16 protein-coding genes and 2 tRNA genes are annotated in these 22,947 nt (G+C 66.7%); 7 read left to right on the forward strand and 11 right to left on the reverse strand.

All coding sequences use genetic code 11. From position 1 onward, the window contains the following. Positions 1 to 90: 90 nt before the first annotated feature. The gene (locus WDN01_16600) at positions 91 to 795 is read left to right on the forward strand and encodes a lytic transglycosylase domain-containing protein (protein MEJ0027648.1); all 705 of its coding nucleotides are present in this window, start codon (positions 91 to 93) and stop codon (positions 793 to 795) included. A gap of 164 nt (positions 796 to 959) precedes the next feature. Further along, a complete protein-coding gene (locus WDN01_16605) occupies positions 960 to 1,370 on the forward strand; it encodes a polymer-forming cytoskeletal protein (protein ID MEJ0027649.1) in 411 nt (136 codons plus the stop codon). 55 nt (positions 1,371 to 1,425) lie between these two features. Here the strand turns inward: WDN01_16605 and WDN01_16610 are convergent, their stop codons facing one another. Beyond that, the gene (locus WDN01_16610) at positions 1,426 to 2,985 is read right to left on the reverse strand and encodes an AMP-binding protein (protein MEJ0027650.1); all 1,560 of its coding nucleotides are present in this window, start codon (positions 2,983 to 2,985) and stop codon (positions 1,426 to 1,428) included. Positions 2,986 to 3,049: 64 nt separating this feature from the next. Continuing rightward, positions 3,050 to 5,440, reverse strand: coding sequence for a TonB-dependent receptor (locus WDN01_16615; GenBank protein MEJ0027651.1), 2,391 nt, complete (start codon positions 5,438 to 5,440; stop codon positions 3,050 to 3,052). 378 nt (positions 5,441 to 5,818) lie between these two features. Here WDN01_16615 and WDN01_16620 point away from each other — a divergent pair, with 378 nt between their 5' ends. Beyond that, complete coding sequence (locus WDN01_16620) at positions 5,819 to 6,568, forward strand: TetR/AcrR family transcriptional regulator (protein MEJ0027652.1); 750 nt, start codon at positions 5,819 to 5,821, stop codon at positions 6,566 to 6,568. A 72-nt stretch (positions 6,569 to 6,640) separates the two neighbouring features. On the opposite strand, the gene WDN01_16625 is transcribed toward WDN01_16620, so the two are convergent. The 3 genes from WDN01_16625 to WDN01_16635 form a co-directional block, all read right to left on the reverse strand. After that, complete coding sequence (locus WDN01_16625; GenBank protein ID MEJ0027653.1) at positions 6,641 to 10,621, reverse strand: DUF5979 domain-containing protein; 3,981 nt, start codon at positions 10,619 to 10,621, stop codon at positions 6,641 to 6,643. After that, complete coding sequence (locus WDN01_16630; protein MEJ0027654.1) at positions 10,618 to 12,810, reverse strand: hypothetical protein; 2,193 nt, start codon at positions 12,808 to 12,810, stop codon at positions 10,618 to 10,620. The genes WDN01_16625 and WDN01_16630 overlap by 4 nt, the downstream gene beginning before the upstream one ends. A 301-nt stretch (positions 12,811 to 13,111) precedes the next feature. Beyond that, positions 13,112 to 13,187 (reverse strand) — tRNA-Thr (locus tag WDN01_16635). A 164-nt stretch (positions 13,188 to 13,351) separates the two neighbouring features. Here WDN01_16635 and WDN01_16640 point away from each other — a divergent pair. Genes WDN01_16640 through WDN01_16650 form a run of 3 tightly spaced genes read left to right on the forward strand, consistent with a single transcriptional unit; the run spans position 13,352 to position 15,890 of the window. Beyond that, a complete protein-coding gene (locus WDN01_16640) occupies positions 13,352 to 14,455 on the forward strand; it encodes a hypothetical protein (protein MEJ0027655.1) in 1,104 nt (367 codons plus the stop codon). Further along, positions 14,452 to 15,462: a phosphotransferase family protein gene (locus WDN01_16645; GenBank protein MEJ0027656.1), complete on the forward strand. Its 1,011-nt coding sequence runs from the start codon at positions 14,452 to 14,454 to the stop codon at positions 15,460 to 15,462. The genes WDN01_16640 and WDN01_16645 overlap by 4 nt, the downstream gene beginning before the upstream one ends. After that, positions 15,459 to 15,890, forward strand: coding sequence for a hypothetical protein (locus WDN01_16650; GenBank protein MEJ0027657.1), 432 nt, complete (start codon positions 15,459 to 15,461; stop codon positions 15,888 to 15,890). Before WDN01_16645 ends, WDN01_16650 begins: the two co-directional genes overlap by 4 nt. Before the next feature lie 74 nt (positions 15,891 to 15,964). On the opposite strand, the gene WDN01_16655 is transcribed toward WDN01_16650, so the two are convergent. Genes WDN01_16655 through fsa form a run of 3 tightly spaced genes read right to left on the reverse strand, consistent with a single transcriptional unit; the run spans position 15,965 to position 18,203 of the window. Beyond that, entirely contained in the window at positions 15,965 to 16,873 is a 909-nt protein-coding gene (locus WDN01_16655) for a tyrosine recombinase XerC (GenBank protein ID MEJ0027658.1), read from the reverse strand. Next, positions 16,849 to 17,547 (reverse strand): DUF484 family protein, encoded by a 699-nt coding sequence (locus tag WDN01_16660; protein MEJ0027659.1) that lies wholly within the window; start codon positions 17,545 to 17,547, stop codon positions 16,849 to 16,851. Before WDN01_16660 ends, WDN01_16655 begins: the two co-directional genes overlap by 25 nt. Continuing rightward, complete coding sequence (gene fsa, locus WDN01_16665; GenBank protein ID MEJ0027660.1) at positions 17,544 to 18,203, reverse strand: fructose-6-phosphate aldolase; 660 nt, start codon at positions 18,201 to 18,203, stop codon at positions 17,544 to 17,546. The genes WDN01_16660 and fsa overlap by 4 nt, the downstream gene beginning before the upstream one ends. 113 nt (positions 18,204 to 18,316) lie before the next feature. On the opposite strand from fsa, the gene WDN01_16670 reads away from it, so the two are divergent. After that, entirely contained in the window at positions 18,317 to 20,461 is a 2,145-nt protein-coding gene (locus WDN01_16670; GenBank protein MEJ0027661.1) for a primosomal protein N', read from the forward strand. Positions 20,462 to 20,738: 277 nt separating this feature from the next. Here WDN01_16670 and WDN01_16675 read toward each other — a convergent pair. The 3 genes from WDN01_16675 to leuC form a co-directional block, all read right to left on the reverse strand. Further along, positions 20,739 to 20,829 (reverse strand) — tRNA-Ser (locus WDN01_16675). Between the two features lie 141 nt (positions 20,830 to 20,970). Further along, positions 20,971 to 21,456: a hypothetical protein gene (locus WDN01_16680; GenBank protein MEJ0027662.1), complete on the reverse strand. Its 486-nt coding sequence runs from the start codon at positions 21,454 to 21,456 to the stop codon at positions 20,971 to 20,973. 30 nt (positions 21,457 to 21,486) lie between these two features. Next, positions 21,487 to 22,887 (reverse strand): 3-isopropylmalate dehydratase large subunit, encoded by a 1,401-nt coding sequence (gene leuC / locus WDN01_16685; protein ID MEJ0027663.1) that lies wholly within the window; start codon positions 22,885 to 22,887, stop codon positions 21,487 to 21,489. Positions 22,888 to 22,947: the final 60 nt, after the last annotated feature.

Below are 22,947 nucleotides of genomic sequence, written 5' to 3' on the forward strand. Positions count from 1 at the left end.
CGCGCGGGCCTTTGAGCGCAAGCCAAGGCATCCGGCGAAGCCGATGGCCTCGCCGTCCCCGTCAACGCACAGTTCGCGAGAAGGTTCCCCATGCACAACGACGTTCGCGCACGCCCCGTCATGCGCGATTGGTTTTCCTCCCTGCTTCACCTGGCCCTGGCCTTCGCCTTCATTCCGATGGCGGTCTTCCTGGCCCTGCCGCACAAGACGCGCGGCCCGATGACCTATGTCGTGAACGTGATCACGCAGATGGTCGGCGAAGCGGCGCCGCCGCCGGTCGGCGGCGTGTTCGCCCGCGAAGAAGCGATGAGCGCGAGCGCGCTTATCGGCCGCTGGAATCCGCTGATCGCGGAAGCCTCGCGCCGCTTCGGCGTTCCGGCGGACTGGATCCGCGCGGTGATGCAGGTCGAAAGCGGCGGGCGAACCGTGCTGGCACAGGATCGCCCCATCACCTCGCGGGCCGGCGCGGTCGGCATGATGCAGGTGATGCCCGGCACCTATGAGGAGATGCGCGCCCAATATGGGTTGGGCGACGATCCCTACGATCCGCGCGACAACGTGTTCGCCGGCACCGCCTATCTGCGCTGGCTGCACGGCAAGTACGGGTTTCCCGAGATGTTCGCGGCCTATAATGGCGGGCCCGGCCGGCTGGAGGCGCATCTGCGCGGCGAAGGCGAGTTGCCGAAGGAGACGCGCGACTATGTTGCGAGCGTTACCGGCAAGCTGAACGCGCCGCATCGGGCCACGCATGTCGCCGGCCGTCTGCGCCTTGGACGCGCGGCCGCCGCGCCCTAGCAACCGGAGGCCGTAACGGAACTGCCGCTTAAACAGGCGCTTTGCCGGACATCGCATCGTCCCCATGAAGCGACCGTGACGCAGGACCTTGGGTCACAATCCGCATGCGCCGCCGCCGCAATTTCACTACGCTCGGCCCGAAAGCGCGAAAGCGGGCATAGGCTATGAGGCAATCGAACCCACCGGCGGGGCCGCCATCGCTGATCGGCGCGGATCTCGTCGTGCAGGGGACGATCACGTCCGAGAGCGACATCCAGATCGATGGCCGCATCGAGGGAAAAGTGCGCGGCAAGGCGGTCGTGATCGGCGAGGCGGCGTCCGTCGAGGGCGAGATCGTCGCCGACGTGCTGACCATCCGCGGCCGCGCGAGCGGCATCCTGCAGTCGCGTAACACGCATCTGAAGGCCGGCGCGCGGGTCGAGGGCGAACTTCTGCACGATGTGCTGACGGTCGAGCCGGGCGCCCATCTCGACGGATCGGTCCGCCACACGCCGCGGCCGCTGACCCGCGAGATGGAACCGGCAGGGACGGCGTCTTCGGTCGCCATCGGATTGCTGGCGCCGGCAGCGACCTGACGCAGCGGCCGGTCGGCGCGGGGCGTTCTTTACGAGTCTTCCGCCGGGTCGCCGGCTAGGTTCTGGCGTAGTCCATGCGAAGACGATTCTTGTCGATCTTGCCCGTTGCCGCGAGCGGCATGCGCGCCACCTGGATCACCCGATCGGGTATCCACCAATCGGCCACATTGCCGCGCAACGCCGCCAGGAGCGCGCCGCTGTCGATGGTATGGCTCTGCTGCGGCTCGACCACGAGGATCGGCCGCTCGCCCCATTTGGGATCGGCCTGGCCGATCACGGCAACCTGCCCCACGCCCGGCAGGCGTCCCACGATGGCTTCGATCTCCGCCGGATTGATCCATTCGCCCCCAGATTTGATCAGGTCCTTGGAGCGGCCGCAGATCGTGAGGTTGCCGGCGTCGTCGATGCTCGCCAGATCGCCGGTGTCGAAATAGCCTTCGGCGTCCACGGCCTCGGCTTCGGCCTTGAAGTAGCGCTGCACGACGCCCGCGCCCTTCACCTTCAGATGGCCGGCGACATTGCGCTGCCGCGGCAGGGGCGCGCCGGCGGCGTCGGTGAGCTTGAGATCGAGCCCGACCGGCGGACGGCCGGAGGCGACGGCCCGGTCCCGGCCGCGCGGCGCCGCGATGGTGCCGAGCGGCGAAAGCTCCGTCATGCCCCAGCTCGTCTGCACGCGCGCCGCGAGGCGCGTCTCCATCCGTTCGATCAGCGCATCGGGACAGGTCGATCCGCCGATGATGATGCGCTCGAGCGTCGGCACGTCGCCGCCATTCGCGTCGAGATGGGCCAGCAGGCCCTGCCACACGGTCGGCACGCCCACGGCGATCGTGACGCCCTCCTCGCGGATGAGCCGCGCCAGATTCGCACCGTCGGCGTGACGGCCCGGCAGGACCAGCTTGGCGCCGGCGGCCGGCGCGGCGAAGGGGAGGCCCCAGCCATTGGCGTGGAACATCGGCACCGCCGCCAGGACGCAATCGGCGGTGGTCAGCGCGATGGCGTCGGCCTGCAGCGCGCGCAGCGTGTGAAGGTAGTTGGAGCGGTGGGTGTAAAGCACGCCCTTGGGCGCGCCGGTCGTGCCGGAGGTGTAGCAGAGCCCCGCCGGCGCGTTCTCGTCGAATGCGCCCCAGCCCGTCTCCCTGCCGAAGTCCGCGAGCAGCGCCTCGAACGCGAAGGTCCGGACATTCGCGATGGGTTCGTCCGGCGCGCCGTCCAGAAGCACGACCGTCTCGATGCCCGGGCAGCGGCCCACAAGGTCGCGCGCCAGTTCCGCGAGCCCGCCGCCGACCGCGAGGACGCGGTCTTCCGCCTCGTTCACCATCGCCGCGAGATGCGCCGCCGTGAGGCGCGGGTTGAGCGTGTGGCACACGAAGCCCGCGCCCATCGCGCCGTAGTAAAGCTCAAAATGGTGCTGCGTATTCCAGGCGAGCGTCGCGATGCGCTGGCCGGTCTTCAGGCCGAGCGCGCGCAGGCTTCCCGAAAGCCGGTTGGCGCGCGCCCGCAGGGCGGCATAGCCGATGCGCGTGGTCGGGCCCGCCACCGACACGACTTCGGCAGCGCTGTGCCACTTGGCGGCGTGATCGAGAAACTTGTCTACCGTGAGGGCGTAAGCTTGCATGGCCTGCATTCGAACAGTCCGGCCGCCGGCGGTCGTTCAGCCGGCGGCCAGAAAGAGCCCCCTCTCAGAAAAACTTGGACAAGCGGATGCCGTACTGCCGCGGCGCGCCGGCATAGAGGCCGCCGGAATTGTTGGACGCCACGTACTGCTTGTCCGTCAGGTTGTCGCCATAGAGCGTCCAGAACCAGCTGCCGGTCTTCCATTCGAGCTGCGCGCTGAGCAGATCGCGCACGCCCAGGAGATCGCCCAGGGCCGGATTGTCGAATATCGACGCCCATTGCCCCGATACATGGGCAAAGCTCAGGCGCGGGGTCAGCGTGTCGCCCTCGCCGATGTCGAAGATGTACTGGGCGCCGAGATTGTAGGTGACGCTGGGCGCATAGGTGATCGGATGCCCCTTCACGTTGACGCAGTAGGGATCCGTCCCGCCGGTCGCCGGCAGGCACGTCCCGCTCGCCACGAGATTGAATCGCGGGTCGACCGTCCAGTAGCTGCCCAGTTCGCTCTTCAGCAAGCCGAGGGAGGCGGTGAGGGAGAATTGCCCGAACGTGGCTTGGGTCTCCCCTTCGAAACCGTAGATCGTGGTCGTCTTGGGAAGGTTGATCTCGTAGCTGTTGCGCGGCGTCTGCGGATCGGACAGCGAGATCTGGAAGTTGTTGTAGGTCGTGTAGAAGGCGGCCAGCTGGGTGCGCAGATGCCCGTCGAACCAGGAATTCCTCTTCCAGCCCACCTCGTAATTGGTATCCGTCACGTCGCCGAACGGAGACGGGCCGCCGGCCGCGGATGTGAAGGTGTTGAGGCCGCCGCCCGTATAGCCCGTCGCCACGAAGGCATAGAGGAAGTCGCCGTCATTGACGGCCCAGTCGACCGCCGCCTTGTAGGAGAGATTGTTCGACTGCTGACCCTCGAAATCGTGGATCGGCACCGGCGTCAGCGTCGTCACGCCGAAGCCGTTGCCGTAGTTCCAGAGCATGACGTCGTTGTGCGTGCGGGTCTGGGTCCAGCGGCCGCCCAGGGAAACCTGGACGCCGTCGCCGAGCTTGGCTTCGACCTGGCCGAAGGCGGCAATGTCCTGATTGCTCGTATGTCCCTGGAACGTGTAGGAGGTATATTGATAGAGATTGCCCGCATTGGGCGTGGGGCCGCCCGGGAAGCGGGGGCCGACGGCGATCCAGAACTGATAGGGCGGAAGCCAGCCGTAGTCGTTTTCCTGCGCGTACAAGCCCAGCACCCAGGTGATCGGCCCGTCGTCGGGCGAGACCAGGTTGAGCTCCTCGGAATAGACGGTCTCGTCCACCCGATCCAGGAAGGTCCAGTTCTTCGTGCCGGCAAGCCAGTCCGCAACGGTGGCGGCGCTGCCGAAGTAAGGATAGTCGGACGGGGCTCCGTAATCGGTGCCGTCGAGGTCGGTCGTCCAATTGCCGTTGCCGACATTGTAGTCGGAAATGGACTGCAGCTTGATCCCGCTCGGGAAGACGTAATCGATCTTCACGATGCCGCGCTGCTCGCGATCCATTCGCGCCATCGGCGCATTGGCCGTCGCATGGAAAAGATTGCCGTCGTGATACGGATTGGGAATGCCGTATGGCGCGACGGGAGCGCCGACAGGTAGGAGCTGCGAGAACGGAACGGACGGCGCGGCGCCGAAATCCTGATAGAGGGCGTCGTACTTGACCGACACCGTCAGGGCGTCGGTGGGCTGCCACAGGACGCTGAGGCGCCCGGCGGCCACCCGGAGATCGCCCGGATTGTAGCCGGGCTTGCAGCCGTCATATTTGAAATGCGGACAGGCATCCGCCGGATCCCTGTCGATGATGCTGTAGAAGCTGCCGCGGGCCTCGCCGAAGCCCGAGATGCGGATCGCCAGGTCGTCGGTGATCGGAACGTTGACCGCGCCCTGCAACTGGCCGTCATTGTAATTGCCGTATTGGCCCATGAAATAGCCGTTATAGCCGCCGCCGATCACCGGATCGTTCGTCGACACGAACACCGCGCCGCCCGTCGCGTTCTGGCCCACGAAGGTGCCTTGCGGCCCGCGATACACTTCGACGCTCTTGATGTCGTAATAGGGCTCCGCCGTCAGATAGCCCGGGAAGGTCGACGCGCCGTCGCGGTAGGTGACGACGCCCGGCGGCGTCTGGGTGTTGTGCTCGCCCTTGCCGATGCCGCGGATGTCGAAGTCGACGCCCTGGCCCAGATCGTTGACCGTCACATTGGGCGCGATGAACTGCAGCGCGTTGACGTTGAACACGTCCCGGTTCTGAAGATCCTCGCCGCTCAGGACGCTCGCCGTGATCGGCGTCTTCATCAGATCTTCGGACCGGCGCTCTGCGGTGACGACCACCGTCTCGATGCCGCCGTTCGCATTGTCGGCGGCCGATGCGGCCGACGGCCAGGCCGCGCCGCAGCAGACAAGCGCCAGAACGGACGTGGATAGGCTAAGCGTGCGCCTCATGAGTTTCGCTCCCCTCTCGCCCGCGGGCGATGAACCTCGTGCTCTGCGGCACGTTCGCAAACGCTGGCAGGAAACCGGATCATGGTCAATACTGACTTACACAACAGTCAATATGTTTGGCCCGGCGTGATGCGGGAACGACACAGGGGCGGGGCGCCGGAGCGGTTCGAGCAGGTCCGGCGGAAGTGCCGGACGCGTCGCGCACGCGTCGAGGGACGCCGTCGACGCGACGGCATCGCGCTGTGCGACGACTCAAACCACCCCCCAGCGGATGTCGCCCATGCGCGCGAATCTTGAAGGAGCAGGCGGCCAGCGCGCCGCTTGCGAGCAACGACGCCGCGTTGACGCGTCAGTTACAGGTCGGCAATCTGGCCCGCAATGAGCAATATCGAAAAAGTCGTACAGACCGGCGCGCCGGCGCCGCGGCGTCCGCGTGCCCGGAACAACAAGGCGCGCGCGCGTGAAGCGTCGATCGAACGCATTCTCAACGCCGCCGAGCAGCTGTTCGCCGAGTTCGGCTATCACGGCGTCACGCTGAAGGACGTCGCATCGCGCATCGGCGTCAGCTCGACGCTGATTCACTACCATTTCAAGGGCAAGGAAAGCATTTTCGAGGCGGTCTGGGCGCGGCGGGCGCCGCTCTCGGCGCGCAACCGGCTCGAGGCGATGCGGCGCTATGCCGAAGAGGTGGGCGGGAACGTCACGGTCGAGGGCGCGCTGCGGGCCTGGATCAACACCGACCTGAACGTGCAGATCGAAGACGAGGAAAATTGGGCGTCGTTCGGCAAGATCGCGGCACAGGCCAACAGCACGGCCGGCTGGGGCGCCGAGAAGATGACGAAGTATTTCGATCCGGTCGCGCTCGCGCTGATCGACCTGCTCAAGAAAGCGATGCCGAATTGCGACGAGGAACGGATCTACTGGGGCTATCACTTCTTGTCGGGCGCGATGACCCACAATATGGCGCGCACCGGCCGGCTCGACAGCCTGTCCCATGGAATCTGCTCGTCGGACGATTTCATCTCGATCCGGGAGCATATGGCGGCGTTCATGGCCGCCGGCTTTCGGGCGATCTGCGAAGGCCCGGCCGCCGGGAAGACGGCGCGCCGCCGGCGCAGACCTTCCTGACCTGACCGGAGACGGCCGAAGCGGAGCCGGCGCGAAACAGCCCCAGACTCCGCCACGCGATGCGCCGGCGCGTCATTTTCCGGGCGGCTTGACGTCGCCGCCGCCGCCGTGACCGCCGCCCGAGCGGCCGCCGACCCCGATGTGAACATGGCCGAACACGTCGTCGAGGAACGAGCCGCGCTTCTGGCAGGTGCCGTTCTTCTGCTCCGTGCCTTCCGGACATTCGCACGCCGTGCCCTCTTCATCGAGGACCATGGGGGCGCGGCAACTCGGATGCCGCGGCACGGTGCAGATCTTCCGGGCGTCGTCCCAGTCCTCGCCGCGCTCGCAGGTCACGCAGCGCCGGCCGTTCCAATGGCTCCCGTCGGGGCAATTGTCGCCGGTCGTCGTGTGCGTCTCTTCGCATTGCAGTTCGTTGCGCACGAGGATCACGTTCGTCGGGCGCGCGCCGATCGTCACCGGGAAGGAGCGGATCGGCTTGCCGTTGAGCTGATAGCTCGTCTCCCAATGGCAGCCCTGGCGGCCGGGCGGCGGCGGCGCCGTCGGCTCGCGGACCGTGCACTTCGTGCCCGCCGGCACGGTCTTCTTGGTCGAGTCGAAGCCCGCGGCCGCCGAAGCGGTGTAGCTCAGATTCGTCACCGCACCCCGCGGATCGACGCAGGTCGCGCGGATCGGGAAGGACTGGCGCGGCGCATAGGTCAGCCGGCCGTCGATCACCGTCACCTTGGAGATCAGGACCGTCGCGCCCTCGGTCGGCTGCGTCTCGCAGACCTCGGTATTCAGAATGTGCACGGTGACGGTGCCCGCCGCGATCGTCGCCTGCTGACCGTCGGGGTAGGTCGTGACCCAATGGCACTTGGCGTCCACCGGCGGCGGCGGCGGCTGTTCCGTGACCGTGCACACCGTGCCGGTGGCCAGGTTCTCGACGTCCTGCGAATAGCCATTGGTGCTGCCCAGGGAGTTCGTGCCGCCGAGCGCAAGCGTAACCGTCACCGGCGTGCCGCCCGGCGGCGTGCACAAGGCATCCGCATGGAACTCGAGCGAGGAATTGTCGTGGCCGTCCACGGAGCGGAGGACCTTTTCGACCGTGAGCTTGCCGGAGCCGCCCTTGGTGCCGGTGACGCAGCTCTGGTCGTTCACCGGATTGTAGTCGGTCAGCCCGCTGCCCGTCGCAAAGCCGACATGGGCGCAATTGGTCACCGTCGGCAGCGGCACGCCCGGGCGCGCATTGGTCGAGACCACCGTGATCGGCGGGAGGAACTGGCCGGTCGCCACCGTCCCGCTGCCGGTATAGGTGCAGGTCAGCGTGCCGCCAGCCGCGATGGGGAACGGGCCCACGCAATTCCAGTCCGTGCCGGTGGCGCTTGCGAAGCTCAGCCCCGCGGGCACGACGTCGGTGACGACGACATTGTTCTGGCCGTTGATCGGCTCGCTGACATTGGTGACGGCCAGCGTATAGATATAGCCGCTGCCATCGGCCGGCCCCTGGCCTTCGGATGTGGCGGTCTTCTGAATCGCGACATCGGTGTGATGGTGGTGCTCTTCGCGCGGCACGACGACGGTGATCGTCGAGGAGCAGCATTTGTCGCTGCCGTTCGTGCCGGCGCCCGGATCGACGGCGTCGATCTGGATGTCGATGCTCTGGCCGGGCGTGACGCCGGTGAGGACGAAGGTCGTGTTGATCGGCCCCGGCGGCACGGTGCGGGTCGGCGGCGCGATGCCGACGCCGGGCGTGGTCGTGTGGACGTTGAGCGTCGTCGGATTGAACCCGGGCGGCCCCGATCCGGTGATCGTCAGCGTTCCCGTACCGTCCGGATTGAGCGTGATCGCCGATTGCAGGTCGAGCAGGCAGGGCGGCGGGCCGCAATGGCCGCCCACGACCTTGCCGAGATTGACGCTCGCCTGGTTGGTGCCGTTGGCGTCGGTATAGACCGCCGTGTTGGTGACGGGCCCCTGGGTCAGCGTCTCCGTGCAATCCAGCACCGTCGTCTTGTAGCAGATCTGCGGATCGACATCGGCGGTGTAGTTCAGCGTGACCTGATAGCCCGCGGTGGGCGGCGTGTTGGTGCCGTAGTTCGGCGTGAACTCGACCGTGAGCGTGGCGTTGGCGCCGGTCGCCGGCAGGTTGACGGCATAGGAATTGGCGGCCGTCACGGAGATCGTCTGCACCACCGCGCCGGTCGAATCCTTGATCGTGATCGTGCCGCCGACCAGCTCGGTCGGCCGGCCGACGATGTCCACCGTCGTCCAGTTCGCCTGTTTCGGCTTCTTGGCGCAGAACGGCGCGTTGATGTCGAAGGTCTGCTGCACATGCTGCTGCATGCAGACGCCGCGGCCCATCGAGCCGTCGCGGCGGAAGCGCCAGAGAATCTCGTGATCGCCCAGGCCGAGCAGACAGTGCTCCGGATCGGTCGGATCGGCGGCGTAGCCGTAATCCCGCGAGTCGTTCAGGATCGGATTGACTGGATTGTTGTTGTTCGAGTTCCACACGGCATTGAAGCCGGCGCACGCCGCATTGGTCGCGAAGTCGAAGCAATAGGGGCCCGTCCGGGTTATGTAGTAGGGATAAAGGACCTGCCGCGTGCCGGGGATATGGAAGGCGGCAATCACGTAGCGCGCATGATTGGTGGCGGCGTTGGGAACATAGGTGTTGTCCGTCCCATTGAACTGCCCGCCCGACGTGGTGAAAACCGACGGCATCGCATAAGCCGAGCCATTGGCCGTCTTCAGGCAGGCCGGCGGACCCTGCAGCGCCTGGTGCGCGCAGACCGCGACCCAGCCCGGACCGGCATCCGGAACGGGCGATATCGTCATGTAAGCTCCGGTCCTGAGCGGCAGAACGGTTTCCGACGATCCGCCGATCAAGGCCCATCCCGGGCAGTTCGCACCTGTCGCCAGAACGCGGCAAGCAATGCGGGCCGACGCCGTGCCGCCGTTGTATTCGACGAACACCCGCGGATTGCTTCCGGAGTCTTCCGCGATCATGTCGCGAAACTGGCCGGCCATCGTGGCGCCGGCCAGCGGCGGCGAACTCACCCAAGCCGCACAGGGCGCCGACGTCGTCGCATCGATGCAATAGAGCTGGTTGTTCGCGTTGACGATCAGATGCGTCGGCTGCGCCGGATCGGTCACCACGCCGGCCAGATAGCTGGTGGAGTGGGCGCCATACTGGCTCGTCGTGATCGACGACCAGACGAACGGGAACGTCGGGCCGCCGGGGAGCGTGATAAAGGGACACGCCGCCTCGGTCACGGTGTCCCAGCAGCCGATGCCGAGATCGGCGGTCGTGTTGTTGGCTTGCTCGTGGCTGGCTGGGAAATAGAACTTGGTGCCCACGACCACGGCATGCGGCCAATGGGGCGTGATCACATTGCCGCCTCCGGCCGCGCTGATCAGCTTCGAATAGCCGGCGCAGGGGCTGAGATCGGACGCGCTCCAGCACATCACGCCTGCGTAAGAACCGGGCTGAGGATTGGGCATGTGGTGCCACACGCTGTAGATACGTCCGGCCGCCGGGACCGGAATCGGCTGAAAGCCGTCGCCGGTGGAATTGCCGGCCAGGCCGATCGCCGGGCCGATCGGCGCGACATTCATCGTGAAGCCGGTGCCCGGCCCGAAGCCCGGATTGCTGTAGGTTTCGACGTTGCCGGGATAGCCGGGGCTCGTCGGATAGGTCCAGCCCGGCGGCGCCTGGATGGACGGATCGACATAGCTCTGGTTGGCGCTCAGCGTGTCGGTGATGGTGGCCGGGCCGCTCGAACCGCTGGCCGGCGGCTTGTAGGTCAGCACATATTCGATCCGGTCGCCGGGATGGACCGAGCCGGAAAAGGGCACGGGATCGCCGTTCGAATCGAGGACGAGATTGCCGCTCGAATCCACCTGATAGGCCGTCTTGGTGAAGTTGGGCGAGGTCGACGACGTCACCGGGGCCAGGGCCACGGCCGGTGCCTTCTTCTGAAGATAGGGCAGGCCGAAATAGACCGCAGCGGCGATCACGGCGGCGCCGGCGGCCGTGCCGCCGGCGATCAGAAGCGCTTTCATCCAGCCGGTCATTGGGCGCGCCCCTCGTTCGGCTTGCACACGCCACGCGGCACACGCACCCGGATCTTCTCGTGGCAGCAGTCATAGGGCTTGCCGGCCAGGTAGTTCGGATCGGCGCTGTTGAAGCCGCAGATGTCGACCGTCACGACCTGTCCCGGCGACGCGCCACTGAGCTGGATCACGCCCGGGGGCGGATTGAGCGGGATCTGCGGCCCGTTCGACACCGTCACGCCCGGCACGCGGGAATAGGCGCTCACCGTATCGATGCCGATCCCGAGCGGATCGGTCGCGGTCAGCTTGTAGACCCAGCCGCCGGAGGCGGGATCGCACACCGCGCGTCCCTCCACCGACATGCAGATCTTCGGACCCGTGCAATCCGGTCCTTTGCAGCAATCGGGGCCCGTGCAAGGCGGCCCGCAATCCGGCCCGGTACAGGGCGGTCCGCAATCGGGACCCGTGCAGGGCGGGCCGCAGTCCGGGCCGGTGCAGGGCGGGTTCGTGCAGTCCGCACCCGTGCAGCCGGCCGGGTTCGACGGCGGCGGCGGGGCGACGGGGGGAACGGTGTTGACGGCAAAATCGGCATCGCGCGGCAGGGGACACGCGCCGGTGCAGGGCAGGCGATAGACGCGCACGCCGCCCACGCTGCCGGCATGGTTGGCGTTGTCCATCTGGGCCGAATAGTTGACGAAATAGCTGATCGCCGGCGGCGCGTTGAAGCCGCGCACGGGCCGCGCGGGGCTGATCTGCAGGCCGTTGAGCTGGAGCGCGCCGACCGGTGCGAAGCCGTCCGGCGTCTTGTGGAAGCTGCGCAGGCTGTCGCCGGTGAAGACGATCGCATCCTCGCAGCCGTCGATGTCGAAAGTGACGACGCCCTTGTCGTCTATCCGGTAGCCATAGGCGAGATCGACGCCGCCGCCGCTGGCGCGGTTGCCGTGCCCATAGCCCACCGCATATTCCTCGGGCTGCTGGTACCAGGCGCTCGCCGTCTTCGGATCGTCCGGCCGTTCGGGCCAGAATCGCCAGACATGCGCGGCGCCGGAGGGCGCCAGCGGGCTGTAGTCGAAATGCGCGCCGATGACGGCGCGCTCGGCCACGATCATCGCGCCGTCATGGCCGAACACGATGTCGGAGACCGGCGCGTCACCGGCCGGAAGATCGATCTCCTTGCGCGGATCGCCCGCGAAGTCGCCGTCGTCCTTCAGCCCCACCGACCAGATATGGCCGTCGGCGGTCGCGTAATAGAGTCTGCTGTCATGCACCGCGAGGCCCCAGACGCGGCGGGCCGAGGGCGCGAAGCCCCAGGTGGCCGGGTTCTCCGGATTGAAACCCGTATCGGTGATCTGCACGCGGCCGGACGAATCGTAGGCGACCGCGTCCAGGCCGGCGGCGCGGCGGCCGTCCGTGCCGTGATCGAAATTGCCGAGATCGCGCCCCGCCAGGTCGAGCCTGTGGATCAGCCCGGTCGACAGGTTGGAGACGAAGATCTGACGATGCGCGGCATCGTAGGCGAGATTGCCGAGCCCCGCCGGTCCGCCGGCGCCGCCATCCACCGTCGCGAACAGCGTGACCTGGCCGGTGCGGCCGTCGACGCGCCAGATGCTCGAGGGACCGCCGCCGGCGCCGAACTGGCCCGCCATCCATTCCGCGCGGGGTCCGCCCGTGTGAAGGCGGTGCGGCAGCGCATCGTCGTCGTCGTCATCGCCCTTTTTCTTGTCGTCATCGTCGTCGTCGCCGTCATGCGGCGGCCGCTCGACCAGGTTCAATCCGTAGACGGACGTCGCGGCGAGATAGATATTGGGGTGGGAAGCATCGTCGATCGCGACGCCGAAGACCTGCCCGACATCCGCGGCGCGGATCGCATGGGTCTGCGGCGCGACCCACATGTCTCCGTTCCAGACCGAGCGCGGTTCGCGCGCGTTGAGGATGCGCGCCGCCGGACCATGGATGTCGATGAAGGTCTGCGCGAGCGCCTGTGCCCCCATCGGAGACGGGGCGAGCTCTTCGGCGCGGATTGCAGTGCCCGCGAAGCCGGTCACGACCGCATCGTTGAGGGCGAGAAGCTGCCCGCCGGCCAGCGAAACCGGCACGGCGCTTTTTTCGGGCGGCGTCTCGTGGCGAATGAGCGTGCAATAGGAAAGCAGCAGGACGAGCACAAGTATGACCACTGCCGCAAGCAGCCACAGCAGGCGATTGTTTTTCACGAAAATCCCCACGCGTCGGAAACAACGCGCCCCATCCATTACGAGAGTTTCACAAAACGGTTCGGAAAGGAAGGATTATAATATTTCCCGTCGCCGCTTCGCGATCGACCGACGGTCAACGCCTGAGAACGGCAAGTTGTAGGGCGCCTTATTTCGGCGCGCACTCAGGATATTCGTTTGGGCGACGCGACTTACCGCGGACGCGCCGGTGCTTTCCATCGATGATGCCGGCTGAACCAAGTCTTCGATCGCACCTCGAGACGATGCCGCGATCAGCGGTTGTCTTCGGGACCGAAAAGACTGGTGCCGCCTGCGTGACTCGAACACGCGACCCCATCATTACGAATGATGTGCTCTACCGGCTGAGCTAAGGCGGCTTTCCGAAGCGCGCCGCCAAAGGCCCGCCCGAAGAGGCGCGGAAAATACGCATGTCGCCCCAAGACTGCAACACAGGATTTCCCCTTGGGAAACCTCGATTTTTGCCGTTGCCGGACGCGGGAGCGGGGGCCATTCTGGCCGCCAACCACAATAAGAAGCGCCCATGCTGACCAAAGCCGACGACTACCCGGTGCACCAGCTGCCGGAACCCATCGCCACGTCCGGCACCGACCGCAACTTCTACGACCGCTATTTCTTCAACGGCTATTCCGCCGACGGCGCGGTGTTCTTCGCCGCCGCGCTCGGCGTCTATCCGCATCTGAACGTCATGGATGCCGCCCTGTCGGTGATCGACGGCGGGGTGCAGCACAATCTGCGCGCCTCCAAGCTGCTCGCCATGGAGCGGATGGATACCGCGGTCGGCCCCATCGCGGTGCAGGTGATCGAGCCCCTGAAGACGCTGCGCCTCGTCGTGGGCAAGAACGATCACGGCATCGCGGCGGACATCACCTTCCATGCCCGCGCCCTGCCCGTCGAGGAGCCGCGCTTCACCTATCGCATGGGGCCGCTCACCTTCATGGACTATACAAGGCTGACGCAGAACGGGACCTATGACGGCTGGATCGAGGTCGCGGGCAAGCGGATCGAACTTTCGCGGGACAAGATCGTCGGCACGCGCGACCGCTCCTGGGGCGTGCGGCCGGTGGGCCTCGCCAATCCGCAAGGCGCCGCGCCGCCGCGCCTGCCGCAATTCTATTGGCTGTGGTCGCCGCTGAATTTCCCCGACCGCTTCATGCTCTATCACAACAATGCCGACGCTTCGGGCAAGGCGTGGAACACCGCCTCGGTGATCGGGCCGGCCGGCACCGACGAGGCCGAGCACATGGCGGCCTGCTGGTCGACCATCGACTACAAGCCGGGCACGCGGCACGCCCGGCACGCGACGATCGAGACGCGCGACGCGCGCGGCGGAGAATGGCGCGCCGAGATGACGCCGAAGTTCAATTTCTACATGTCAGGCATCGGCTATGGCCATCCCGAATGGGGCCATGGGCGCTATCACGGCGAATTGGCGGTCGGCTATGACGCCTACAAGACCGCCGAGGTCGACGAGAACCTGCCGCAATTCCAGCACATCCAGGCCTTCGTCGAAGCCAGGCTGACCGGGCCGAACGTGAACACCAGCGGCACCGGCGTGCTCGAACAGCTCGTCGTCGGCGCCTATGCGCCGCACGGCCTCACCGGCATTTTCGATCCGGCGCCATGAACGATCTTTCCGACAGGCTTCAGACCTATCTGCGCAGCCGGCTCGACGCGCCCGATCTGACCGTCACGGGACTGGCGCGGATTCCGGGCGGCGCGTCGCGCGAGACCTATCGCTTCCGCGCCCGCAGCGGCGGGCGCGAGCGCGGACTGATCCTGCGCCGCGATCCGCCGGCCAGCCTGATCGAGACCGAGCGGACCACCGAATATCGCGCCTATGAGGCGTTCCATGCCCTCGGCCTGCCGGTGCCCGAGCCGGTGGCGCTGGAGCTCGACCCGGCGCCGCTGGAGCGGCCCTTCTTCATCATGGAGGAGATCGAGAACTGCCTGGCGGGCTCGATCATGAGCCCCGATCCCTATGGCGCGCATCGGGACGCGATCGGGCGGGAGTTCTTCAGCGTGCTGGGGCGGATCGCGTCGGTCGATCCGCGCGATGTCGGGCTGTCCGAATTCGAGGGCGAGACCGACATCCACGACGTCGCGATGCACGAGGTGGCGCGCTGGGAAAAGGTGATCGACGAGGACGAGAGCGAGCCGCAGCCCATCGTGCGCGCCGCGATCCGCTGGCTGAAGCGCAACCCGCCGCCGCCGGCGCAGAAGATCGCGGTGGTGCATGGCGATTATCGCACCGGAAATTTCCTCTATGACGAGACGGGGAAAATCCGCGCGATCCTGGACTGGGAGATGGCGCATCTGGGCGATCCGCTGGAAGACCTCGGCTGGGCGATCGATCCCCTGTGGTCCGGCGGCAATCCCGATTTTCCGGGCGGCATGATCGCGCGGGCGGAGGCCATCGCGATCTGGGAGAAGACGAGCGGCCTGAAAGCCGAGCCGGCGGCGCTGCGCTGGTGGGAGATCTTCGCGGGGGTCAAGGGCGCGGCGATCTGGATCTCGGCGGCGCGCGAATATGCGCAAGGGCGCAATATCGATCCGATCAACGCCTTTTCAGGATGGTATTGCCTCGCCTTCCACAACATGGTGCTGGCTCACCGGCTGGGAGACGCGGCATGAATCCCGACGTCGGAACGATCCTGGACAAGTCGATCGAGAAGATCGCGAGCGGCCTCAACGAACACGGCGCGGCCTTCGCGCAGGGCACGGTGGGTCTTCTTTCGACCGTGCTGACGATGGCGGCGAAGGAATACGACCGCGGCGCCGATATCCGTGTCGCGGAGAACAGCGATCTGCGCGCCCTGTTCGGCGAAATCGCGGGCGCGGTGGGCGATGCCGAATTGAGGGCCGGGCTCGAAGCGGCGGCGGCATCGGCGGACGAGAACCTGCGCATCTCCACGCTGAACGCGAACAACTACGCGCTGCGCCGCCTTCTGACCGAGGCGATGATCTTCGCGGAGCTGCATCGCCTCAGCGATGCGGAGAAGAAGATCTGGGCCGTTCTAAAGGCGGCGGCGACCCGGCGGCTTGTCCAGCTCGGTCCCTGAGCGGTCCTTTGCGCGGCACGATGGGTCCCGGCTCATGCTCGCTGCGCTCGCTTGGCCGGGATGACGATCTTGCACTATCCGCGCGGGTGGGCTTTTTCATAGACCGCCATCAGCTTCTTCGTGTCGATCTCCGTGTAGGTCTGTGTCGTGGACAGCGAGGCGTGGCCCAGGAGCTCCTGCACGGCGCGGAGGTCGCCCCCATTGGCGAGCAGATGCGTCGCGAAGGAATGGCGCATCGCATGCGGCGTCGCCCGCTCCGACAGGCCCAGCGCGCCGCGCAAGCGTTCCATCAGGAGCTGCGCCTCGCGCGGGCTCATCGGCTTGCCCCGGCGGGACAGAAACAGCGCTGTGTCCTTCGCGCCGGCGAAGGGAATGACACCCTCATAGGCGGCGATGGCCTCGCGCACGGAGTCGAGCATCGGCACGACGCGTTCCTTGGCGCCCTTGCCGAGGATGGTCAGCGACGGCGCCAGGGGCACGTCGCCGCGCTTCAGGCTCAAGGCCTCCGAGATGCGCAGGCCGGCGCCATAAAGAAGAGTCAGCAGCGCCGCATCGCGGCGCGCGATCCATTCGACGGCGTTCTCGCCCGCGACTTCGATGGCACGCGCCGCGTCGCGTTCGCTGAGCGGGCGCGGCAGGCCTTTGCGGATGCGCGGGGTGCGGATGCTGCGCGCGGCGGCGCTTTCCAGGATATTCTCGCGCGCCAGATAGCGGAAGAAGCTGCGCACCGCGGCCATGGCGCGCTGCACGCCCTTCGCGCCCAGACCTTCGGCGCGGCGGACGGTGATGAAGGCGCGGATGTCGGCCGGGGCGAGCTTGGCCAGCGCGCGTTCGTTGACGCCGCCGCCGAGATGGCCGTGCAGGAAAGCGAGAAAGCGCGCCATGTCGTCGCCATAGGCGCGCAGCGTGTGCGGGCTGGCGCGCCGCTCATGCGCGAGGCTGGCGAGCCAGGCCTTCTTCAGATCTTCGGCAGATCGAGCCATGCCCTTATGGCCCGTTCGAGCGCGCGCGCGGCGAAGCGCAGATCGGTGGCGATGGCCTCGTCCTCGAACGCGGCTTCCGCCAGGGCGCCGATGACGAGGAGCGCGGCGGGCGCGTCGCGGCCGATCTTGACGCGGAACACCGCGAGGCTGCGGAAGTCGCCGCCGCCGCTGCCCAGGAGAAGTTCGCCGCCGCCCGAGAGGATCGCCCCGGTGCCGTCGCGCCCCAGCACCGCTTCGGTCGTGCCGGGCGGGATCAGACGGACGCCTTCGGTGCGGATCTTCGCGATGCCGGCTTCGCCTTCGACGCAGATCGCGGCGCGGTCGGCGCCGAAGGAGGGCGCGGCGGCGATCACCACCGCGATGGCCTCGGCGAAGCTGCGCGCATCGATCAGGTCGAGCACGAAGCGACGCACGCCCTCGCCCATGCGGACGGAGGATTTCTGGAGGCCCAGCAAACCGTCGCGCTCGGCCCGCAGCGTCGCGTTCTCCGCCGCCAGCCGGTCGATCACGAAGCGCTGGAAATCCCGCGCGTCGCCGATGTCTTCGCGCTCGGGCAGCAGCAGCGACAGCAATTCGCCGTCATCCGCGAGCTTGCCGCGGTTCATCCGGATATAGGCCTTGATCGCGTCCGCCGCCGCCTGCCCCGGTGGCGCGGTTTTCGCCTGTTCGCTCATTCGTCCCTGATTCTGACGCCGGCCTTCTTCGCATCCGCGATGAAGGCCGCCAGCCCCTTGTCGGTCAGCGGATGGTTGAGGAGGGTCTTGAACACGTCGACCGGGATCGTCGCGACGTCGGCGCCGCTGAGCGCGCTTTCGCGCACATGCGGCACGCCGCGGATCGAGGCGGCGAGGATCTGCGTGTCATAGCCGTAATTGTCGTAAATGGTGCGGATCTCGCGGATCAGTTCCATGCCGTCCTGGCCGGCATCGTCGAGCCTTCCGATGAAGGGCGAGATGAAGGTGGCGCCGGCTTTGGCCGCCAGCATCGCCTGCACCGGCGAGAAGCAGAGCGTGACGTTGACCATCATGCCATCGCCGCGCAGCGCGCGGCAGGCGGCCAGCCCGTCCCAGGTGAGCGGCACCTTGATGGTGATGTTCTTGCCGATCTTGGCGAAGATCTTCGCCTCGGCGATCATGTCCTTGGTCTCGACCGCGAGCACTTCGGCGCTCACCGGGCCGGAGACGGAGGCGCAGATCTGGTGCAGCGATTCGACGTAGTCGAGGCCGGTCTTGGCGGCGAGCGAGGGATTGGTCGTCACGCCGTCCACCAGGCCGGTGGCGGCCCATTTCGCGATTTCCTTGGGGTCGGCGCTGTCGATGAAGAGTTTCATGGGACCACTTTACGGTTGACCCGGAAGAATCACCAACTCAAGTGTACCGCATGAAGCTTGCGGCGTTGAGACCTGCCGGGGATTTGTTGCTGCAGCCTGCGCCGCGGGCCGGAGTGTTGCTGCCTTTGCCGCTATCCGGCGCCTACGATTACAAGCTGCCCAGAGGAGCAAACGTGCTGCGCGGCCTTCTGGTTTCGGCGCCCTTGGGCCCGCGCGCGCAAATGGGCGTGGTTTGGGGCGCGGCGGAAGGAAGCGTCGGCGACAACCGCCTGCGGGAGGCCATACCCTTCGAAGGGAATCCCGCGATCCCGGAAAGGCTGTGCGACTTCATCGACTGGGTGGCGCAATACACGCTGTCGCCGCCGGGGTCGATCCTGGCCATGGTGCTGCGCAGCGGACGGGCCTTCGAGCCGCAGGCGATGCGCACGGCCTTCGTCCGCGGGGCCGAGACGCCGAAGCGCCTGACGCCGGCACGGGCGCGGGTGCTGGACCTGGCGGCGGACGGGCTGGCGCGCAGCGTGCCGACCCTCGCCGAAGAGGCCGGCGTCTCGCCGGCGGTGGTGCGCGGGCTGATCGAGGCGGGGGCGCTGGCGCCGACAGAGCTTCCCGAGTTTCCGCCCTTTCCCGCGCCCGATCCCGCCTTTGCCGCCGTCGAACTGAACGGCCCCCAGGGCGAGGCGGCGGAGGGCCTGCGCGCCGAGGTCGCGGCACATCGTTTCGCGGTCAGCCTGCTCGACGGCGTGACGGGATCGGGCAAGACCGAGGTCTATTTCGAGGCCGTCGCCGAGGCGCTGCGCGCCGGGCGGCAGGTGCTGATCCTTTTGCCGGAGATCGCGCTGACGGTGCAGTTCCTGGAGCGCTTCGCGGAGCGTTTCGGCTGCCGGCCGGCGGAATGGCATTCCGATCTCTCTTCGAAGGAGCGCACGCGCACCTATCGCGCGGTGATGAACGGCGAGGCGCGGGTCGTGGTCGGGGCGCGGTCGTCGCTGTTCCTGCCGTTCAAGGACCTCGGCCTCATCGTCGTCGACGAGGAGCACGAGCAGGCCTACAAGCAGGAAGACGGCGCGATCTATCACGCGCGCGACATGGCGGTGGTGCGGGCGCGCTTCGAGCAATGCCCCGTCGTGCTGGCGAGCGCGACGCCGTCGCTGGAGTCCTACGTCAACGCGACGAGCGGGCGCTATGCGCATCGGCGGCTTGGGAGCCGGCACGGCGCGGCGGTGATGCCGGTCGTCCGGCTGATCGACCTGCGCCACGAAAAGGCGGAAGCCGGAAGCTGGCTGTCGCAGCCCTTGCGCGAGGCGGTCACGGCGGCGCTGGCGGCGGGCGAGCAGTCGATGCTGTTCCTGAACCGGCGCGGCTATGCGCCCCTCACTTTGTGCAGCGCTTGCGGCCACAAGATGACCTGCCGCGATTGCTCGTCCTGGCTGGTGGAGCATCGCTATCGCAAGCGGCTGGCGTGTCATCAATGCGGCTATGAGATCGCGACGCCGCCGAAATGCCCCGCATGCGGCGCGGAGCACACGCTGATCGCCTGCGGCCCCGGCGTCGAGCGCGTGGCCGAGGAATTCGCGGCGCTGTTTCCCGGGGCGCGCGTCGCCATCGCGTCGTCGGACACGATGCACGGCCCGCGCGAGACCCAGGCCGCGATCCGCGCCATGGCGCGGCGCGAGATCGACGTGCTGATCGGCACCCAGATCGTCGCCAAGGGGCATCACTTTCCGCAGCTCACCCTGGTGGGCGTGATCGACGCCGATCTCGGCGGCTCGGACGGCGATCTGCGGGCGCGTGAGCGGACGTTCCAATTGCTGCATCAGGTGTCGGGACGCGCGGGACGCGCCGAGAAGCCGGGACTCGTGCTGATCCAGACGCGCAATCCGAAGGACGCGGTGATGGGGGCGCTGGCGAGCGGCGACCGCGACGCATTCTATGAACAGGAGCGCCTCTACCGCGAGCGCGCCGGCGCGCCGCCCTTCGGACGGCTGGCGGCGATCATCCTGTCGGGCCATGACGGCGTCGCGGTGATGGATGCGGGGCGGGCGCTGGCGAAAGCGGCGCCGGCGGCGCGCGGCGTGAAAGTGTGGGGCCCGACGCCGGCGTTCTATCACCTGCTGCGCGGGCAGACGCGTGAGCGGCTTCTTGTTCAAGCAGAACGAAACGTCGACGTGCAGGCCTATCTGCGGGCGTGGCTCGGCGGCGCGAAGCTGTCGAACAAGGTGCGGGTGACGGTGGACGTCGACCCGGTGAGTTTTTTTTGAAGACTCACGCGGAGACGCAGAGAACGCGGAGTTCTTTAGCGGTCGGCACGGATTGATCGTCATTGTCATTCCCGCGCAAGCGGGAATCCAGGGCCATCCCAAAGACTGGATGCCCGCCTTCGCGGGCATGACAATGTTAGAGGAAGCTGCAACTCCGAGTTCTCCGCGGCTCCGCGTGAATCAAAAACTGGCGGAGGGTGAAGGAGTCGAACCCTTAGCGTTGCCGCTACCCCGGTGTTCGGAACCGGTTGCCGGCCATTCGGCGGCACCCTCCGTTTGGCGGAAGGGGTTGGGATCGAACCAACGCGGGATAACGAACCCCGGCTACGGCTTTCAAAGCCGACACATTGCCTCTCTGTCACCCTTCCTGGTCAGGACGAGCAACGCGATGAGTGCAATGGAAGCCGCATGTTCATTGTTCTTATTTGCGCGAACTCAAGCGCAGGGTCAAGTCAGATCAGCCATGCGTGATCGACGGTCGGCTTCGATTTGGAAATTCGGTGGTACAACTATACATCGTGAAAATTCAGGTATGGCGCGATGGCTTCCTTGAGCCGTAGAAGCCCATTCTCAAAGTCGTTGAGTTGGATGTCCTGAATTTCTTCAAACTTCTTGTGATAAAAAGCGGGATCAGCCACATACAGCTCCGGATTCTCCTTGAAATATATTACTCGTCCACCTTTCTCGTTTAAGCCTTTGAGAAGAGACTCGATTTCAGATTTGTTGCTGAACAAAAATTTTGACTCTTGGTATGCGTGAAAAAATCGCCTTTTAGCGGCTTCTTGTTCTGGCGTTCCCTTCCACGAGACCATCGCATCCCAGTAGTCAAAGATACTATCAAAGATCGCGAGCCGCCTGCCGAAGAGGTCAAAGCGAAGCTTTTGTTCGGCAATTGTCTTTTGATGCCACGCGAAGTACGCGGTTACTGATAAGGCAGACAGCGCTGCAATAACTGTAGCTACAGGTCCTGCGAAATCTTTCAGCACTTGGTACATCGTTAAGCACTCCCTTCAAACTCGGGAATGCTACTGAAACTCCCGCACATCCGCGAGATGGCCGGCAATCGCGGCGGCGGCGGCCATCGCGGGGCTCATCAGATGGGTGCGGCCGCCGCGGCCCTGGCGGCCTTCGAAATTGCGGTTCGAGGTCGAGGCGCAGCGCTCGCCGGGCTCCAGCTTGTCGGCGTTCATCGCCAGGCACATCGAACAGCCGGGCTCGCGCCATTCGAAACCGGCGTCCACGAAAATCTCGTCGAGGCCTTCCTCTTCCGCCTGCGCCTTCACCAGGCCCGAGCCGGGAACGACCATCGCGCCGACATGGGCCGCGACCTTGCGGCCCTTCAGGATCGCTGCGGCGGCGCGCAGATCCTCGATCCGGCCATTGGTGCAGGAGCCGATGAAGACGCGGTCCACCTTCACGTCCTTGAGCGCCACGCCGGGGAGCAATCCCATATAGTCGAGCGCGCGCGCGACGCTGGCGCGATGCGCCTCGTCCTGGATCGCGGCGGGGTCGGGCACGTTTCCGGTCACCGGCAGCGCCTGCTCCGGCGAGGTGCCCCAGGTCACCATCGGCACGATCTCGGACGCGTCGAGCGTCACTTCCGCGTCGAACACCGCGTCGGGATCCGATTTCAGTGTCTTCCAGTACATCACGGCATGCTCGAACGCCGCGCCCTTGGGGGCGCGCGGCCTGCCGGCGACATATTTGAACGTCGTTTCATCGGGCGCGATCAGGCCGGCGCGGGCGCCGCCTTCGATCGTCATGTTGCACAGGGTCATGCGGCCTTCCATCGAGAGGCCGCGGATCGCGTCGCCGGCATATTCGATCACATAGCCGGTGCCGCCGGCGGTGCCGATCTTGGCGATGATCGCCAGCGCGATGTCCTTCGCCGTCACGCCGAGCGGCAGCGCGCCGCTCACCGTGATGCGCATGTTCTTCGACTTGCCGATCAGCAGGGTCTGGGTCGCCAGCACGTGCTCGACATCCGAGGTGCCGATGCCGAAGGCGAGCGAGCCGAAGGCGCCATGGGTCGAGGTGTGGCTGTCGCCGCACACGATGGTCATGCCGGGCAGCGTGAAGCCCTGCTCCGGCCCCACGATATGGACGATGCCCTGGCGGATGTCGGGCAGCGGCAGATACTCGACGCCGAACTCCTTGGCGTTGGATTCGAGCGTGGCGACCTGGAGACGCGATTCCGGATCGGAATTGCCCATGGAGCGGCCGATGGTCGGCACGTTGTGGTCGGGCACCGCCAGCGTCGCCTCGGGCCGGCGCACCTTGCGATGGGCGAGGCGCAGGCCTTCGAAAGCCTGCGGGCTCGTCACCTCGTGCACGAGATGGCGGTCGATATAGAGCGTGGCGGATTCGCCCGGCGGCTGCTGCACCAGATGGGCGTCCCAGATCTTGTCGTACAATGTCTTCGGCATGGGGTCACAAAGTCAGATTTTGGGTCAGAATGTTGCGTTGCCGTATCAGCCGGCGCAAGG

The organism is Rhizomicrobium sp. (assembly GCA_037200985.1).
Classification (GTDB): Bacteria; Pseudomonadota; Alphaproteobacteria; order Micropepsales; family Micropepsaceae; genus Rhizomicrobium.